The 19,662-nt window shown below is 47.0% G+C and carries 11 protein-coding genes; 10 read left to right on the forward strand and 1 reads right to left on the reverse strand.

Going from position 1 to position 19,662, the window contains the following annotated elements; genetic code table 11:
* The first annotated feature begins 19 nt into the window (after nt 1–19).
* The 10 genes from adh (at nt 20) to BP97_RS39030 (ending at nt 19,209) form a co-directional block, all read left to right on the forward strand.
* On the forward strand, nt 20–1,540 hold the full coding sequence (gene adh / locus BP97_RS0120900; protein WP_028550849.1) for an aldehyde dehydrogenase: 1,521 nt from the start codon (nt 20–22) through the stop codon (nt 1,538–1,540).
* An 11-nt stretch (nt 1,541–1,551) separates the two neighbouring features.
* Nucleotides 1,552–1,920 carry a DUF779 domain-containing protein gene (locus BP97_RS0120905; RefSeq protein WP_028550850.1) on the forward strand — a complete coding sequence of 123 codons (369 nt, stop codon included), beginning with the start codon at nt 1,552–1,554 and terminating at the stop codon, nt 1,918–1,920.
* Nucleotides 1,921–2,128: 208 nt separating this feature from the next.
* Nucleotides 2,129–3,085, forward strand: coding sequence for a 3'-5' exoribonuclease YhaM family protein (locus BP97_RS0120910; RefSeq protein ID WP_028550851.1), 957 nt, complete (start codon nt 2,129–2,131; stop codon nt 3,083–3,085).
* A 125-nt stretch (nt 3,086–3,210) separates the two neighbouring features.
* Nucleotides 3,211–5,481: an McrB family protein gene (locus BP97_RS39025; RefSeq protein ID WP_051620840.1), complete on the forward strand. Its 2,271-nt coding sequence runs from the start codon at nt 3,211–3,213 to the stop codon at nt 5,479–5,481.
* Nucleotides 5,456–6,961 (forward strand): DUF2357 domain-containing protein, encoded by a 1,506-nt coding sequence (locus BP97_RS0120920; protein WP_028550852.1) that lies wholly within the window; start codon nt 5,456–5,458, stop codon nt 6,959–6,961. The genes BP97_RS39025 and BP97_RS0120920 overlap by 26 nt, the downstream gene beginning before the upstream one ends.
* 433 nt (nt 6,962–7,394) lie before the next feature.
* Nucleotides 7,395–8,366: an ABC transporter permease gene (locus BP97_RS0120925; protein ID WP_028550853.1), complete on the forward strand. Its 972-nt coding sequence runs from the start codon at nt 7,395–7,397 to the stop codon at nt 8,364–8,366.
* Nucleotides 8,367–8,372: 6 nt separating this feature from the next.
* Entirely contained in the window at nt 8,373–9,251 is an 879-nt protein-coding gene (locus BP97_RS0120930; protein ID WP_028550854.1) for a carbohydrate ABC transporter permease, read from the forward strand.
* Between the two features lie 25 nt (nt 9,252–9,276).
* Nucleotides 9,277–10,809: an extracellular solute-binding protein gene (locus BP97_RS0120935; protein WP_028550855.1), complete on the forward strand. Its 1,533-nt coding sequence runs from the start codon at nt 9,277–9,279 to the stop codon at nt 10,807–10,809.
* 120 nt (nt 10,810–10,929) lie between these two features.
* Nucleotides 10,930–13,296 (forward strand): AraC family transcriptional regulator, encoded by a 2,367-nt coding sequence (locus tag BP97_RS0120940; RefSeq protein WP_028550856.1) that lies wholly within the window; start codon nt 10,930–10,932, stop codon nt 13,294–13,296.
* Between the two features lie 252 nt (nt 13,297–13,548).
* On the forward strand, nt 13,549–19,209 hold the full coding sequence (locus BP97_RS39030) for a bacterial Ig-like domain-containing protein (protein WP_064745726.1): 5,661 nt from the start codon (nt 13,549–13,551) through the stop codon (nt 19,207–19,209).
* A 92-nt stretch (nt 19,210–19,301) separates the two neighbouring features.
* On the opposite strand, the gene BP97_RS0120950 is transcribed toward BP97_RS39030, so the two are convergent.
* A complete protein-coding gene (locus BP97_RS0120950; RefSeq protein ID WP_028550857.1) occupies nt 19,302–19,610 on the reverse strand; it encodes a hypothetical protein in 309 nt (102 codons plus the stop codon).
* Nucleotides 19,611–19,662: the final 52 nt, after the last annotated feature.

Genomic DNA, 19,662 nt, shown 5'->3' on the forward strand with positions numbered 1-19,662 from the left:
TTGGAGGAGGCTGTTCATAATGATCTATGCTCAACCGGGATACAATGATTCGTTGGTAACGTTCAAGAAACGCTATGAAAACTTTATTGGAGGCGAGTGGGTTGCGCCTGTCCAAGGCCAATATTTTGACAATGTTTCGCCGGTGAACAATCGTCCTTTTTGCGAAGTTCCCCGCTCGACGGCGGAAGATATTGAACTGGCGCTCGATGCGGCTCATGCAGCGAAGGAGAGCTGGGGACGCACTTCGGTGGCGGAGCGGGCATTAATTCTTAATAGAATAGCTGATCGTATAGAAGCAAATTTGGAAATGCTGGCGGTAGCTGAGACTTGGGATAACGGCAAGCCGGTTCGTGAGACTTTGGCTGCCGACCTGCCGCTTGCGGTCGATCATTTCCGGTATTTTGCGGGCTGCATCCGTGCCCAGGAAGGGGCCTTGAGCCAGATCGACAATGACACGGTGGCCTATCATTTCCATGAGCCGTTAGGCGTCGTAGGCCAAATCATTCCGTGGAACTTCCCTCTGTTGATGGCGACCTGGAAGCTGGCTCCGGCATTGGCGACCGGAAACTGCGTCGTGCTGAAACCGGCAGAGCAAACCCCGGCCTCAATTCTGGTGTTGGCTGAGCTGATCCAAGATTTACTGCCTCCAGGTGTTTTGAACATTGTCAACGGCTTCGGTCTTGAAGCAGGTAAGCCTCTCGCTTCCAGCAGTCGCATCGCCAAAATTGCTTTTACAGGGGAGACGACAACCGGTCGCCTCATTATGCAGTACGCTTCCCAGAACATTATTCCCGTTACATTGGAGCTGGGCGGCAAATCTCCGAACCTGTTCTTCGAAGACGTAATGGCCAAAGATGATGCATTCTTTAACAAAGCTATCGAGGGCTTTGTTCTGTTCGCCTTGAACCAAGGGGAAGTGTGTACGTGCCCATCGCGTGCCATCATTCAAGAATCGATCTATGACGCTTTCATGGAGAGAGCGCTCAAACGCGTTGCAGCCATCAAGCAGGGCAATCCGTTGGATACGGAAACAATGATTGGAGCCCAAGCTTCTACGGAGCAGGTTGAGAAAATTATGAGCTATATCAACATCGGGCAGCAGGAGGGGGCAGAATGCTTGATCGGCGGAGGCAGAGCCACATTGGAGGGAGATCTTTCGGAGGGCTATTATATTCAGCCAACCGTACTTAAAGGCAATAATAAAATGAGAATTTTCCAAGAAGAAATCTTCGGGCCGGTCGTCTCCGTTACCACCTTCAAGGACCAGGAGGATGCGCTAGCGATTGCCAATGATACGTTGTACGGCTTGGGAGCAGGGCTGTGGACACGCGACATTAACGTCGCATACCGAATGGGGCGTCAAATTGAGGCCGGTCGCGTATGGACGAACTGCTATCATGCTTACCCTGCTCATGCAGCCTTCGGCGGCTACAAAACTTCAGGCATCGGTCGTGAAAATCATAAAATGATGCTTTCGCATTATCAACAAACGAAAAACCTATTGGTCAGCTACGGCCAAGATGCTTTGGGCTTCTTCTAAGAGGAGCCGAGATGGCACAGGACGTGAGAAAGGTTCTGGCAACCGATGCTGCGCTGGAATTGATTAAACTGCTGAAGACCAAGCATGGACCTGTCATGTTTCATCAATCGGGAGGGTGCTGCGACGGCAGCTCGCCTATGTGCTATCCTCTGGGAGATTTTATTATCGGAGACACGGATGTACTGCTAGGAGAGATCGGCGGAGCTCCTTTCTATATGAGCAAAGCTCAGTACGAATATTGGAGGTACACACAGCTGATCATTGATGTGGTTCCCGGCAGGGGAGGCATGTTTTCTCTGGAAAATCCCGAGGGAAGGCGGTTTTTGACCCGATCTCGCGTATTTACTGAAGAGGAACGCCGCAGTCTTAATCTTTTATAATGCATTCAAGCCCTTTTTCCGGTCTCTGTGCCGTCGAAGAAGGGCTTTTTCTCGTGCATTTTGGGTTAACCATGTCGCTTTTACGTAGGGAATTGTCCGTGTGTGTCGAAATAGTAATGCATGCCGTTGCAACATTACATTGAACTCGTCGATGTCAGTGGCAACTATACGGATAAACCCGAGTATTGATATTGTTGGAGGAACCGATATGACGTTAATAAAAACTTTGGTAAGTCAGGATGAATTTGTAGGCTTTTATCTGCTCAAGGAGCTGGAAGTAAAACAGACAAACGGAACGCCTGCTAAAGACTATTTTGATATTGTTTTAAGTGATGCCAGCGGCCAGCTTCCAGCTAAATTCTGGGATGTGACGCCGACGGATAAAGAAACGTTTTTCCCTATGGGGCTTGTGAAGGTTCATGGTATTGTGCAGACGTACCGCGAGAAGCTGCAGGCCAAAATTGTTCGCATCCGAAAAGCAACCGAGAGCGACGGTATCTCGCTAACTGATTTTATTCGGTCAGCACCGATTCGTCCTATTGATCTTGTCTATACAGTCAAACAGGTTTTGGGAACGATTGAGGATGAAGAGATCCGGACGATTGCCGCATTTTGCGTGGCCAAGGTAGAGGAGAAATTAATGCATTATCCGGCTGCCAAATCCCATCATCATGCTTACTGTGCCGGGTTGGCTTATCATATGGTACGAATGCTTGAAATCGGAGATTTCTTGTGCAAGCAAAGACCGTTCTTGAATTCCGATTTGATTAAGGCGGGGATCATTCTACATGATATTGCCAAGCCGGAGGAAATGATCGCGCAACTGGGCATTGTGTCCGATTATAGTGTCCAAGGCAAGCTGCTGGGCCATATCTCCATGGCTTCGAACTGGATTACGGAGGCGGCGATCTTAAGCAGTATTGACCTGCAGTCTGAGCGGGTGCTCGCTTTGCAGCATTTGGTTCTGTCTCATCATAATCTCGGTGAGTGGGGAAGCCCGGTTCAGCCCCAGATGGCGGAAGCGGTAGCTCTGCACCATATTGATGCGCTAGATGCCAAGCTTCAGATGGTGGAGGATGCACTGGATACGACTCCGGAAACCGAGAACTGGACGCCTTTGATCCGCGGTTTGGAGAATAAACCGATTTATCGGATGAAGTTTTGAAAAAGTGATGTATGAACATATATTCCATGTCATTCTGCTGACGAATGCCTATGCTTTAATATAGATACCTGACAAGCGCACTAACGAAGCAGTCAGACTGGAATCTTACAACGTTGGAGGTCTACATGAATATTAAGAGAATTGAGGAACTGCTCGCGATTCCCGAAACTTCCGAGCGCTGCGAACGTGTCCATGATGAGGTGCAGCCCGTACTTTTGCAGCTGATGGATGCCTTTAGAGCACAGTATGGAGGACTGGCCCCGGAGCTGCAAGGCTATCAGGTCCATACGTATGAAATGACGCTGCGGACGACTATGCATGATGCCCGTAACCCAAAATATGCTCCCAAGAAGCAGGATACGGATATAGGGAAAAGGGCTTTTATCGAGCTGGTCGACAAAAGCCTGTTTCAAACGGAGATTGGGGTGCTTCGCCTGGAATTCAATGGGCTGGAAAAGCAATTCAAAATCATTATACCTAGCAGCTTTTATCCTTTTTGGGTTGCGGTGCGCAGCCAGTCGAACGAGAAAGGCTTCGTTGATTTGTTGGAAAAGCTCGATCCTGAGATTCGTATTCAAGTGGCGGATAAAGAGGGGCAATTTCTTGCCAAGGACGAATGGATCACTTACCTGCAAAAGGCGGTTGATGATAAACGCCGCCCATGGTTTCATATCGGCATCTTGATTCCTTTTGCCGAGGTGGCTTCTGAAGCTGAGCTGATGGAATCGATTTGGGAGACTTATACGAAGCTTCAGCCTATTCGGGAATATATTCAAAGAGAAGCCGAGCAGCATGCCCTGTCATTGAAAGTATTGAGTCTGCTGAACGAGCATCATGATGACATTCCTTTAACCTTGTACGGGAAAACGTACGACATTAAGTTCGAGGAAGCCTATGACTATAAATCGAACAATCGCCGTCAGAAGTTCGGCTTGTATGAGAAAGGCCAGCTTGTTGCGGACGGAATGTTTGATCAATATCTTCGGGATCCGTATGAGGTTCTAGGGATTTTCGTCAATGGCTACGGTCATATCTATACGAATCTGCGTCAATTATCGACCGAGACTCAATATCCGTTTCCTTGGCCTTGGTACATAACGAAAAGTTTCAGATATCATAAGCAGGACGGCAAGGACATTAACAAAGAATATCAGCTTAAAGCCTTCGAAGCGTTAGCTGCACATGACTTTGAGGTCAGAGATACCTCCTTTTATGTGGGCAGCTACGATACCGTTTTGGGGAGGTTTAAAGAGTCTGCTGCAGAGGTGAAGAAGGTATTTGTTGCAGCAGCTCTCCTTTTTGCGGACATTTCCCAGATGATTACTTTGCCTAGAATCGATGCAGCGAGCACACAGAACTCACAGGAAGAGTCCTTAGAGGACCTTGCTGAAATTATGGAGGAAGCTTACGAGCATAACTTCGATTTGTCCGTTATTATGGCCAATATCGGGGACAGCGAATTGACATATTCTCCTTCTATTATTCGGGATTTTCATTTAAACCTGGTCAGTCTCGAAGACAAGCATTTCGTGATTCTAAACGGTATTTCCGGTACAGGTAAAACCCAGCTTTGCCTGCTTTACGCCAATGCGGTGTACGGACAACCGCGAGATCATATCAATCCTTATGTCAAGGTCATCCCTGTAAGGCCGGATTGGACGGATTCGACCGCTTTATTCGGATATTACAGTGCGCTGGAGAAACGTTATGTGCGGACACCTTTCCTGAATGCCTTGCTTCAAGCTATTCATGAGGGGAAGCCCATGTTTATCGTTCTGGATGAAATGAACTTAGCTCGCGTGGAGTATTACTTAAGCGACTATTTAAGTGCCGTAGAGTCCAAGCAACCCGTTCAATTACATACGGAAGAGCACGTTACCGATGTTCCACAAGTGCTGCATATCCCGAACAATTTATATGTGATCGGGACGATCAATGTCGACGAGACCACTCACAGCATCTCAGATAAGGTGCTGGACCGAGCATTCGTTATGACTTTAACTGATGTGGATTTGGATAGCTTTTGGAACGGAACCAATCCTAAATATAAATCGGCACTCGCGCAGGAGTGGGGGCTGCTGCAGGAACTTCATGGCAAGCTTCACCAGTATGATCTTCATTTCGGCTACCGGACGCTGAACGAGATGATCCGCAAGCTATATGTGAATGCTCAGCTGGATCCAGGCATTCGAATGGAGCCTGTAGAAGCCGTGGATCGCGTAGTAGCCGAGAAGGTGCTTCCCAAAATTCGTGGAGATGAGCGGATCGCTCCGCTGCTGCTGCTGCTGAATGATTGGATGAAGGCAAGCCTTGGAGAGGGTTCGGAGTCGCTGCGTCATGTGAAGCGGATGAGGGAGGAGCTGGACCGGTATGGAGCAGCCCAATTCTGGAGATAACCTGTTCTTTTGGTGCCCAGATCAGAGTGAGTGGGTCGGGATTGACGCGGTACGTCTGGAAGAGGCGAAGGTATATCGCTGGCGTACGTCGAATCCGTCTCCGTTCCATTTGCTTATGAATGGGGTACCGCAGCCAATGATGAAAGCAGAAACGGGATGGGAGGGGGAGATTGCTATGCCCTTCCAATCCGGGAAGATAATCTTTCATATACACAGGGAGAGCGTCAGAGAGGTCTCTTCTTACTTATACTCCGATTCACGGAAAGTAACAGAAGCGGAATATCACCAGATGATCACCGATATATTGCAGGAAGCCAAGGTGTGCTTCCAGCACAGCGGAGCTTCCCTGGCCTTCAACTACAGTGGAACAGACCGCTCCATATCCATTCCCCAATGGGATTATATAGAACGTTCCTTTCATCGTCTGACTTATTTATTTCGAGAAATTCAGGCTAACCCGATGAGAGTATTAAAGGTTACGGACAGCTGGATGAGCAGGGACAAGGTCAAGCATGTGACGCCTGCCATTATTGCCTGGGCAGAGCGGCATCCCGGACATGGAGCAACAGAGGAATTACCGGTACCTTCTATGGTTTTAGCTGGTACCAGGGAGGAATCCTACGATGTTTATGAGAATCGTATCGTATCCCGTCATCTTCGGGAGCTGCAATCCCTGCTGCGCAAATACACAGAATCGGGCATGGATTCTATTGCCGCTAAGGCAAACCGCTATCGTGAGATCGTGACCCGCTGGCTGCAGGCCAGTTTTTTGAAACAGGTGGCGAGTCATAAAGGGACGATTTCGATATCTCAAGGCTTTCGGAAGCATCCCATTTACCGCAACTGGTACCAATGGTTTCAGCAGCTGTATCAGTTCGATGAAATACAGATAGGGCTCACTAGCTCCATCCCTCTTAAAGATACATACCACGTATACGAAATCTGGGTATTTATGCAGCTTATCGGAATGCTAAGAGAGCGAGGGCTTGTTGCCGATACGTCATCTCTTTTTGCGTTGGAACGAGATGGCCTGGTCTTAACGCTTTCTGAGAAAAAGGAGCATCGTGTAAAGCTGAAAGATGGAGGTTCGGTAGCTTATCAACGGTGGTTTACCCGCAGTACGGAGAAGTTTCGCACGTATACGCACGGCATGAAGCCAGATATTGTACTGGAGCTGAGCGAAAGCTTATATATGTTCGATCCCAAATACAGGCTTGACCATAATCTTCCCATGGCACTTGGTGAGATGCATAAATATCGGGATGGCATCGTACGGCAAAGCGACGGTGCCCGCGCGGTAGAAGAGGTCTACATTATAACTCCGGCATTAGGCAAGGATAATATCCGTTTCTTTGAAGATGAGTACCGATGGACATATCACATGGGTGCCTACTCCATGAATCCGAGCGGTTCCAAGGACGATATAAATACCAGTTTGAATCGTATCATTCACGCTGCGTTGAAGCTAACTCTTGTATAAAGGGTTGGCTTTTTTTGTTGCACAACAACAGGATGGGGTTAGGGAAGGGTAGTACAAAAAGTAGCAGTCACCATCCAAAGTAGAACCGAAGAGGGAAGGGGTGTGGGGTGGAGGAGCGATAGCGTTCGCCTTTGAAGCTCGTGTTCCCACCTCTGTAATTATAAGTTCAAGGAACACGACTTCAACAGCGGCCGGAACCCCACACCCCTTCCCTCCCCACGCAAACGTAGGGGTTGACCATCATCTATTCAATCCGCCGCAAAAAAAGTCAATGGCAGGAAATCCCGCATAAACTCTATGTTTTTTCAAAGTACAACCAGTTACAAAAATGAGTGATTGCCGGAAATGAGCGGGCAATGTAGATTGAAATCAGCGTAATCAACGCCTTAGCATGACCACAAAAAGTTTGCATACTCGAACGGGGGAAGGATGAATGGCTTCAGCATTGGAACCGATTGCCAAACCAGCCGCTCAAAGCAAAGAAGCTCGGAGCACAAGACTCAAACAAATAGGGACAGGAATAGTCCGGGACAAGTTCCTTTATTTATTGGCTCTGCCGGGGCTGCTGTACTTTCTCATTTTCCGTTATGTGCCGATGTGGGGAATCATCATTTCATTTCAGAATTATTCCCCCTATCAAGGTGTAATGGGGAGCGCTTGGGTCGGCTTGGAGCACTTTCAACGATTTTTCTCCAATCCGGATTTTTTCGTTCTGTTCCGCAATACATTGGCCATTAACGCACTCTCGCTAATCTTTTTCTTCCCGCTGCCCATCTTGTTATCTTTGATGCTGAACGAAGTGAGACAGCAGGCCTACAAGAAAATCGTACAATCTATCGTATACTTGCCGCATTTTTTATCCTGGGTCATCATTGTTGGGATTACGTTTATTTTGTTCTCGACAGGCGATGGGGCCATCAATCAAATTCTGGTTAGCTTGGGCTTTGAGAAAGTCGATTTTTTAACGAATAAAAGCTACTTTTGGGGGATGCTTACGGCACAGTCGATCTGGAAGGATGCAGGATGGGGGACGATCATCTTCCTTGCCTCCATGGCAAGCATTGATCCGCAGCTGTACGAAGCGGCCAAAATGGATGGTGCAGGCAGGTTCCGCCAAATGTGGCATGTCACGCTGCCCGGTATCCGCTCGGTTATTATCATCTTATTAATTCTGCGCATTGGCCATATTATGGACGTTGGATTCGAGCAGGTGTTCCTTATGATGAATGGAGCTGTCTCAGAAGTGGCGGATGTATTCGATACATACGTATACCGTTTGGGTGTGAAGCAGGGGCAATTCAGCTACAGCACAGCGGTTGGCTTGTTCAAGTCGGTCGTCGGCCTGCTGCTCGTCATAGGTGCTAATAAGCTAGCCAAGAAGTTCGGCGAGGAAGGGGTGTACTGACGGAATATGAACCATCACAGACGCGATCGCACATTTCAAACCGTAAACGCAGTTCTTCTCGGTATTATCGGTATTATTACGTTTTTCCCTCTATACTACGTGTTTATCGTCTCGTTTACGGAGCCGTCGGAGTACTTATCTAATGAAGTCCAGCTGTTCCCTAAACACTGGAGCTTGGATTCTTATAAATATTTAATGTCGACGAACGCTTTTCTGAACGCAATCGGCAACAGTGTATTTTTGGCGGTTGTCGGCACGGCGTTAAGCTTGCTCGTTACTTCTTGCTTGTCCTACGCGATCTCGCGCAGAAGGCTGCAGGGTCGCCGAGTCATGATGCTGCTTATATTGCTCACGACTTTGTTCAATCCCGGCATCATTCCACCATATTTGCTGGTACGGGATCTGCATCTGATTAACAGCACCTGGTCTCTTATTTTGCCTGTGCTGACCAGCGGATGGTACGTACTGCTAATGAAAGGCTTCTTCGATAGCATTCCAGCCAGTCTGGAGGAGGCGGCTAGAATCGATGGCTGCAATGATGTTAGCGTATGGTATCGCGTCATTCTGCCTTTATCGCTGCCTTCGCTTGCCGCATTCGGGTTGTTTTACGCCGTAGCTTACTGGAACACGTTTTTTACGGCGCTTTTATATATCAATGATTTTTCCAAGCATCCGCTTCAGGTTTTGCTGCAAAACATGCTGATCGACGCATCGACGGCTGCTGGTGGTTCTGCTGCGGCGGAAATGATGTCAGAACAGCGGATTCCGCCAGAAACGCTGAAGATGGCGGCGGTCGTCATTGCTACCGTTCCGATCCTCCTGGTGTATCCTTTTTTGCAAAAGCATTTCGCCAAGGGTGCTATGGTCGGCTCGGTCAAAGAATAAACATTTCATGGGAGGTCAAAGCATTATGAACAAAAAAGCTTCAGTCGTTGTTGCTTCCACCCTGCTGGTTTCTTCACTGCTTTCTGCTTGTTCCGGCGGCGATAAGCCCGTCCCTGCGGCAGGTTCAGGGTCAGGAGGAGCGACCCCAGGCAAACCGTTGGACATCAGCATTATGACCATGTATTATACCCCCGAGCCTCCGGGACCGGATAATGTCATCGTCAAGGAAATCGAGAAACGGACGAATACGAAGCTGAAGATCACTTGGGTGTCTCCGAACAACTATGCGGACAAAATCAACGTCACCTTGGCCTCAGGGGATATTCCGGATCTGATTTTGCTGGATGATCCGTTCAGCGCTCAAGTTCGAGGTATGGTGGCTCAGGGGGCCTTTTGGGATATGACGCCTATCCTCAAAGATTATCCGAACTTGATGCAGTATCCGAAGGAATCGTGGGAAAATACGAAACAAGCAGATGGTAAAAATTACGGTATCCCTCGTCCCCGTCCTACCGATGGCGGAGGCTTCCCTTATCTACGTAAGGACTGGCTGGATGCGCTGAAGCTGGACGTTCCAAAAACAACCGATGATCTGTACAATGTGCTGAAGGCATTTGTGGAGAAGGACCCGGACGGCAATGGAAAAAATGACACGATCGGATATATCGGCTTCGTCGATCAGAACGGAATGGCCTATTTTAACCAGCTGCAAAATACGTTTACCAAGGTGAATGGTGACTGGAAGCTGATAGATGGCAAGCTCGTCAACGTCAATGTGCTCCCTGAAGTGAAGGACAGTCTGGTATGGCTGAATAAGGCCTATAAAGAGAAGCTGATTCCAGAGGATGTAGCCGTATTGAAGAATACGCAGGCCAAGGATTTACTGAAAGCGAACCGCGGCGGCGGGTTCCAGGATACGGTGGAGGCGGCGTGGGAGCCGACGGAGGAGCTTCGCAAGTCGAATCCGAAAGCAGACTTCCTGCCACTAGTCTCGCTGAACGGTTACTCTAACAAAGACAGCGGATTCTTCGGAATGTATGCGATACCGAAGTCTGTTCCAGAAGCCAAGATGAAGCAGCTGATGAAGTTCATGGATTACGGTGCAAGCCAAGAAGGAAGCGATTTGGCCAGCTACGGCTTGAAGGATGTTCACTACACCGAGAAGGATGGCATCAAGACAGCAACGCCGCAGGCTCAAAAAGATATCGTGGCTCAGCAGGCATTCGGACAAATTTTCCTGAAATATGATCCTTATCTTCGCGCTTATAGAACGGGGATGCCGGCGGATGTGCTGGAACGTAATAAGAAAATTATTGACGAGAAGGCTAAGACCAGTATAGGAGACCCTGCGATCGGATTGAACTCAGATACGAACACCAAGGTCGGAACTGAGCTGCGTAAAAAAATCCAAGATATGAAAACGAAGGTGATCATGGGCAAAGAACCGATCAGCGCCTGGGACGATTATATGGCGAAGCTGAAGGTCGACCCCGATATGGTCAAAATCACAGCAGAGTTGAATGACGCATACCAGAAAAAACAGAGCGCGAAAAAATAATAGTCTTACCCCCGATTGCAAAAAAAATGATGCGGTCGGGGGATTTTCCCGTTTCCATATACATGATGCGGGACGATTCAGTATAATAAGTGCAGCACAACAGGAGAAGGTGAAATCCTTATGTGGTTACGTTGGAAGCAGCTGTGGTACTGGTGGACCCAAAAGTCCAGTAAAAGCAACTTTTACCGAAAAAGCTTGCTATTGGTTCTTTGCATTACCAGCTTGCCGACAGTCATTATTGGGATTACATCCTATGTCACAGGCCGAGCGCATATTGAAAAAGAAATTACGCAAAATCACGACGTTTTTTTGAAGAAAACGATAGATCGAATGAATGAAAATTTGGCTCAGCTGGAGCTGGCAGCTACGCAGTGGTCTTTGGACAGTCGATTGGATGCAAGACTTGGAGATATTGACCTGATTGACGATTACAATACAACCCAAAATTTGTACCGTTTTCTTGGGGTGATGAAAGGTGCTTATCCTTTGATCGACCAGGTTCATTTATATTTAAACAAAAAACAGCCGGTGATCGTATCGGATATCGAGGGAATCGTACCCGTTACGAACGAGCAGGAGCAGAAGCAGTTTCGTTCCCTGCTGGAGAAGGGCAGAGGGGAATTTTGGAACGATTCGCTTACAAAAGTCAATGGCAAAGGTGCATCATCTTATGTAGCCCTCGTTCATAAACTGCCGAGCATAGGCCAGCCCTATGGAGCACTTATCTTTTATCTGGATAAAGCCAAGCTGGTGCAGATGGTGGAGGAGATGTCAACCGATAATGAAGGCGCTTCCTTTCTTATGTTCCAGGACGGTCATATTATCGTTTCCCCAGCAGCCTCCGATAAGGAACGTTTTGCATTAGAATCGGCGGTGAAAGCAAGCGTGATGCAGCGTGAAGAGGAGACCGGCTCTTACTCATTCGACTGGAAGGGAGAGTCTTACTCCGTCTCCTATGGTGAGTTTTCCCGTTTAGGGGTTCCCTGGAGGTATGTAACGACGACATCCTTATCGCAGTTGACTGCACCCGTCGTTATTATGTCGAGAGTGATGCTGGGCATCGGTCTATTCGGGCTTTTGATGGCCATTCTCTTATCGTGGATGGCATCCAACCGTTTGTACCAACCGATAGGGCGGTTGTTCAGTCTTGTTAAGAACCAAAAGACAGTGCCAGACACCCACGGACAAAAGGATGATGGAGACGAGCTGGAGTTCATCGAGAGCCAGTGGAATCATTTGAGCGAAGAACGTAAGGTGCTGGAAACCAAGCTGGAGCAGGCCTATCCTTCGCTTAGAGCCGCATTTTTAATGCAGCTGGTGCAGGGGCATTTTTATTCGCTAAAGGAGCCCGAGGTGCGTGCCCGCATGGAAAGCTTTGGGTGGCAATCGGAAGCGCAATGGTTCGTACTGCTGCTGGCACAAATAACGGGTTTTGCAAAAGAAGACGGAAAATTTATGGAAAGCGAAGAACATCTAGTGACGTTTGCAGCTGCCAACATAGCTCAGGAAATCGTGCGAAGTCGAAGCCAGCAGGCGGAGATCATCAACTTTCAAGATTTGACGGTCGGCATTCTGCTCTCGTATCCGATCGATAGAACGAAGCCGCAGGTTAAGGAAGAGCTGTACTTGCTGGCGGATGATTTGGTGCGGACGATCAGCTCTTTGCTTAAGATGCAAACGACGATTTGTGTAGGACGTCTAACCTCGCAAGTAAAAGATATTCCACAAATGCTGCCTTATCTTAGGAATGCCATCCGCTATCGGGACTTGAAGGAAGAGCATCAAGTGCTGGATTTGGAGGAGATGCTGCCAAGTGCCAATCAGGACGTTCATTATCCGTTTGCCTTGGAAAAAGATCTTATGCAGGCGATACGGATGGGGCAGAGCGAACAGGCCATGCGGCTTGTTGAGGCATTTGTGACGGAACTCGTCAGGCAATCGGGCAAAGAAAAGCTGCTGCAAGAAGGCGTTATGCAGGTTCTTGGAAGTATGATGCATACGATGCTGGAGACCGGCTACCATCCTCATCATCTGTATGAAGGTGACAATCTGTATGAGCAGCTGAATCAGCTGCGGGAGCCTGAACATATGGTTCGTTTTTTTCAGCAAAAGGTTATCCTGCCCTATGCGCATAAGCTGAGTCAGCATCAGGATATTCATGTGAAGCCTTTGGTGGAGCAGGTAACGAATATGTTGAAGGAAAGGTTTGCCGGCGATATATCGCTGGAGGAATGTGCCCGGGCATTTAACACAACACCCTATGCGCTCAGTAAAGTGTTCAAGCAGGTGACTGGGATGAATTTTATCGACTATCTGACCGCGCTGCGAATCGATAAGGCTAAGGAGCTGCTCGGTGACTCGGATATGAAGGTCAATGAAATTGCGGAAAGCATCGGTTTTCAACCCTCTTATTTCATCAGGCTGTTTAAAAAATTTGAAAATATGACGCCAGGACAGTATCGCGAGAAGATGATTCAATTAAAATAGAGTCATTTTCCTTTCGACAAAAGAATACATGTCATCAGCTAAAAACAACTTTCTTATGTAGAAGGTTGTTTTTTTATGTCTGTACTATGCTTGTACCAAGAGTCATAGCCATCTTTTTCAAAATAAAATGAAGTTAAAAAGAGCTTATTGAGTGTTCCTAGTGGCTGCCCTACACTACAACTATTGCTTATGCTTCCTTAGGTAAGGGTGGCAGGAGCACTACAAAAAAACAACACGAGGGGGAAATGCGGTTTGCGTAAACAACAACGATGGTTCGCGTTGGTTATGTCACTGTTTCTATTGTTTTCTTTGCAACCTGGGCGAGCTTTGGCTGCGACGGGGGATATGATTAGTATTGGGAGCGGAAGTCAATGGCAGGGGAGAGTTTTTGGGAATTTGGGTGGAACTCCGTCAGCTGACAATTTTCAGATTGCTGAAAATCAGGATGGATCGGCAGTAACAATAAAGGTGGTGGGCGATAAGGGGAAGATTGATTCTAGTACCGAAGGGATTGCCTATTACTTTCAGGAAATACCTACTGATGCCAATTACGAGTTGTCTGCGCAAGTAAAAGTAGATGATTGGAAAGCACACAACCAGGTTTCATTTGGTATTATGCTGAGAAGTAATATTATGGAGACTAATAGTAGCAACAGTACTTATACTGGAGACTACATTGCTCTTGGAGCATATGACCAAGTAATGAAGGGCTTTTATAAGCAAGCTTCTCAAGTAAAGACGGGTCTCGAATTCAATAAAGCAAGCGCTCCGGGAATTGGAAAAGTATATGATCTAAGCATTAGAAAATCAGGAAACGTTTATATCCTGAAATGTGGAGATCAAACCCAAATCATTGACAAGTTTACTGGCAGCATAGCCTATGCTGGGTTCTACACATCAAGAAATGCGACAGCTACTTTCAGTAATATTCAACTAAAAATGGACTCCAGAGTCCCTACCGGCATCCAAGTTGACGCCGCTTCCATGAAAAAAGATTATTTCGTAGGCGATAGCCTCGACTTAACCGGACTAAAAGTTAAAGCGCTTTACGGAAGCAGCGAGGAAATTCTTACAGCTAATGATTACATCATTTCTGGATTCGACAGCAGCAAAGCGGGTGTGAATCCGATTAATGTTAATTTCAACGGACAAAAGTATACGATTAATCTCAGCATCACAGCTTTAACGGTTGATGCCTTGGACATTAAATACTATCCTGCTAAGACTACATACTACAAAGGAGATGAGTTTGATCCTGCTGGTCTTGTTGTTACGGCGACGTATAATACGGGGAAAGTAGCAGATATCGGCAGCGATCAATATGCCATTTCGATTCCAGGCGCGACGGTAACCGGTTCTACTTATGTGTTCAATACTCCGGGTACCAAGACGGTTAACGTTACATCGAAACAAACACCGTCAACCTCCAATGATTTCGATGTCGTCGTCAATAATGCAGATATCTCTGGCTTGGAGATTAAACAGCAGCCTCAAAAAACAGTCTATTATTTAGGTGATTCTTTAGATTTGGAGGGGTTAGTCGTATATGCCAAGTACAGCGACAATTCCTCGGTTCGTCTGCTGAATACGGAGTACACGGTAGGCACTTTGGATACGGGTACGCCAGGTACAAAGCAGATTGCGATTACGTATAAAGGAAAATCCGTTAATGTAGTAGTTAACGTCAAACAAAAGCAAGTCGTTGGCATCGGAGTTACTAAATATCCGCGTACGACTTACGCTTTGAACGAGCCTTTCGATAAAACAGGTTTGGAAGTATCCAAGCTTTATGATAACTCGGACAAGGATGTGCTGGCTGAAGGCAGCTATTCCTTAGATAGCTCCTCTGTGGATACGACGAAAGTCGGGACATATGATGTAATCATTACTCCTGCGGATACGACTCTTGCGCCAATTGTTTTTAAAGTTACGGTAAGACAACCTGTGGACTACCAATGGAATTCCATCCGGTTTGGCCAATCGACTTCGGCTTCAAATAAAGTAACAGTAAATGCAGATAACAGCGTGAAGCTGGAGGCTCCCCAAGGCAGCGGTAAGGTAACCGGAGACCATGATGGCATTTCGTTCTACTATACCGAGCTTGATGCCACGCAAGATAACTTTGTTTTGTCTGCGGATATTACCGTCCTGGAATATGCCAAAGACCCCTATGATGGTCAAGAATCGTTCGGGATTATGGCAAGAGATGCAATCGGTCCTGCTAATGATTCCAGTGTGTTTGCATCGAATATCGCAGCTATCGGTGGATACAGCGGTGGTACGACCAAACCTAATGGAACGCAGTTGTTTGTAAGATCCGGTGTTCTAACGAAGGAAGGAACAGGCAGTAAGGGTATTCAGAACATTATGCTGAAAAATGTGAAGCCTTCTGCATCCAACACGCCGTACAAATTAACGCTGACCAAAACGAACAGCGGCTTTACAGGAAAAATTAACAACGAGCAGGAATCTATTATTTTCGAGCCGGATATTTTGAACGTTCAGGATTCCAAAATGTACGTAGGCTTTTATACAGCCCGTCTTGCGACGATTGAAGTACGCAATATCCAACTGACGGTATCGGAGGCTGCGACGGATGCTCTTAAAGTAGAAGCGCCTAAGAAGCCGGTTACGCCGGACTTCCAAGTGGTCTCACTTGATAAAATCTCTGCAGCGGATTATGAATTGCTGGTCAAATCCAATGTGAGCGGTACAGTAACAGTTAAACAAGGACAAACCATTATTGCGCAAGACAAGACAGTAGAAGCAAGCAAAAATGTAGCGATCCGAGCTGCGCTTGCTGCCAACAGCAGTACGAACTTTAGCTTAACGTTTTTGCCGGATGATACGCAGGCGTTGACATCATACGATAAAATCATCCGTAATTTTACAGTAACCCAGAAATCTTATGTACAAAACGGAGATATCTATGTTTCTCCAACCGGATCGGCTAACGGTACGGGTATGGAAAATAATCCTTTGGATCTTGACACAGCCGTTGCTTTTGTAAGAGCGGGTCAAAAAATTATTATGCTCGACGGCAACTACGTACGCAGCTCGAAGCTTGAAATTAAAAAATATAATGACGGTACAGCACAAGCGATGAAGTATCTGGTAGCTGCACCTGGAGCAAAACCGGTTATCGACTTTAACAAAAAGTCAGAAGGTGTCGTGCTAAGCGGTAATTACTGGCATGTGAAGGGCATTGATTTCGCAAGATCCGCAGATAACACGAAAGGATTCACGGTAGGCGGAAACTACAATATTGTGGAAGCTAGCCGATTCTATGAGAACGGGGATACTGGGCTTCAGATCAGCCGCACGGATGATTCGGAGGATAAAGCCCAATGGCCTTCTTACAACTTGATTTTGAACAGTGAATCGTTCGACAACCGTGATCCATCCGATAATAACGCCGATGGTTTCGCAGCCAAACTGACAGTCGGTGAAGGCAATATTTTCAGAGGATGTATTTCTCATAACAACATTGATGACGGCTGGGATTTATACACAAAAGCTGGATCTGGAGCAATTGGTGCCGTTATTATAGAAAATAGCATTGCCTATAACAACGGTACGTTGACTAACGGTAAAGTAGGTCAAGGGGATAAAAACGGATTTAAGCTTGGGGGCGAAGGCATTCATGTACCTCATATCATCCGGAACAGTATCGCTTTTGACAACGGAGCCTATGGCTTTACAAGCAACAGCAACCCGGGCGTAAGAGCAGAGAATAACATTGCATACAACAATGCAAGAGCAAATTTGAACTTCTCTACGTACACTGGTATTCCAACGGACTTCAGAATCGATGGATTCATTTCTTATCAAAAGGATTACGTAAACAATAACGCTAAAGATAACTATCCTCCTGGCTTGAACTCGGATACAAACTATTTGTTTAACGGCTCCGTTTCCGTTAATAAGTCTGGGGTCAAGCTGACAGACGCTAACTTTGTAAGCTTGCAGCCGGTTGTTCCTTATCAAAGAAATGCGGACGGCAGTATTATTTGGGGAGACTTCCTTAAGTTCATTGCACCCATACCGGGAACAGCTCCAGCGGCACCAACAGGCTTGACCGCCAGCGCAGGAGATGCCCAAGCGATATTGACCTGGACATCAGTAACAGGTGCAACGTATTACAATGTATATCGCGGTGATTCGGAAAACGGCGGATATGCGAAGATCGCATCGAATGTGACGAATGCCGTTTATACCAACACAGGTTTGACCAACGGCACGACCTATTATTACAAGGTAACCGGGGGCAACGCCAGCGGTGAGAGTGGTTATTCGAATGTAGTTAACGTCACTCCTACAGCGGTGGTACAACCACCTCAAGCACCTGGAGCACCAACAGGCTTGACCGCTGAAGGCGGATATCGTGCTGTAACTTTGAAATGGACGCAAAGTGCTGGAGCATCGAGCTATACGATTTATCAAAGCACAATCAATAACGGTCCATACACAAAAGCAGCGTCCAACGTAACAAGTGCAACTTATACTATCGATAACCTGATTCCATTCACCGAGTACTATTATGTTATCACCGCATCCAATGCGGCAGGCGAAAGCTCCTATTCCACTCAAGCGGGTGCGAGAACTTACGGCGGCAGCAGTCCTAGCAAAGGCGGCGGAGGTTCAGGCGGATCCTCGTCGACTGGTAGCGGAAGCACGACTACGAACCAAGATGGAACACATTTGACAGGTGAAGCAACGGTAGTTACAGCCAACGGTAAGAAAATTGCAAAATGGACGATTGCAGCGGATGCTTTGACAAAAGCGTTTGATGCTGTGAAGGGAAAAACCGATCAGAAAATTACGATGGAAGTAAAGAGTACGGAAGCGGTCGTAAAAGTGGAAATGCCTGCAAGCGTGCTTACTGCTGGGGCACAAACGGCTCCTAACGCAGTGCTTTCCATTAAATCAGACGCAGCAACCTATGATCTGCCGATCAGCGTGCTCCACATCGCGGAATTGGTGAAATCTCTTGGAGCTACAGTAGACAATGTAACCATCAGCTTGACGATCGAGAAGGTATCTGGGACGACGGCCAGCCAAATTTCGGCCAAAATGAAGGATTCCGGTATGACTTTACTATTTGGTCCTATTGATTTTGTCATTACGGCTGAAGGAAACGGCAAGTCCGTTACGGTAAGCGACTTTGGCGGTACGTATGTGACGAGAACGATGACGCTTACCCAAACAGCTCCGTTCTCCCAATTAACGGCAGTATGGTACAATCCGGAAACCGGTGATTTAAGCTTTGTGCCTGCCCTATTTGCAACTGTAAATGGAAAAACAGAAGCGGCTGTAAAACGTGCGGGCAACAGCATTTATGCCATTGTGAAGGCATCCAAAACGTTTGCTGACTTGCAAGGGCATTGGGCAAAAGGTGAAGCTGAATTGCTAGCGTCCAAGGGAGTCGTTAACGGTACTTCCGAAACAACCTTTGCACCTGACACTCCTATTACACGCGCTGAATTTGCGACACTGCTCGTAAGATCTGCAGGACTTTCTACGGAATCCACAGCAAAATTCTCGGATGTAAAATCCGAATGGTATGCGGGTTATGTAGGAGCAGCTTCAAAGGCAGGGCTTGTAGATGGGTTTGAGGATGGTACGTTCCAACCGAACGCGACCATTACTCGTGAACAAATGGCAACCATGATTGCCCGGGCAATCAAGCTCATGGGCAAGAACAGTGATCCGAATGCCAACAAGCTTGAGGCATTTGCAGATAGTAAGGACATTTCCGGCTGGGCAAAGGATGCTATAGCTGGAGCGGTTAACGCAGGGATTATTAACGGTGTAACCGATAAGACCTTTGCTCCAAGCAGCAAGGCAACGCGCGCAGAAGCCGCTGTTATGCTCAAGCGTCTGCTGCAGTATGCAGGATTCATGAACGAGTAGCATCTAGATAACAGTTAAGGGGTTATCCTTATAAGTCTGATGACTTATGCAGGATAACCCCTTTTTTAAATAAGCAAGAAGGAGGCTAGCTATTAGTAACAAAACCACTTTTTCCAAATATCATCGGATTCGCCGTCCGGACAGTCATTTTTGTGCTTGTCATACCAATCCTTGAAGTCCTTGTTATTGTCGTAATAATGCTTCCAATCATCATCCTTGTTCCCTTTATTTCCGGAGAAAAAGGATGAGAAATATTGCTCCCAGCTCTGGTTGTTATTGTTCTTTGGATTGTTTTGATGATTTTGACTGTTGGAATTGCCGTTGGATGCGAAAGCTGTTGTAGGAAGTATGAATGCAATGAGGAGCAGGGTAACACAAATGAACCTTTTTAAGTGCCGCATAACTGCTAACCCTCCTTCTATGAATAAATTGTAAAGAAATGTTCGTTATTAA

It is taken from the genome of Paenibacillus sp. UNC451MF, from assembly GCF_000686845.1.
In the GTDB taxonomy this organism is placed as follows: Bacteria; Bacillota; Bacilli; order Paenibacillales; family NBRC-103111; genus Paenibacillus_S.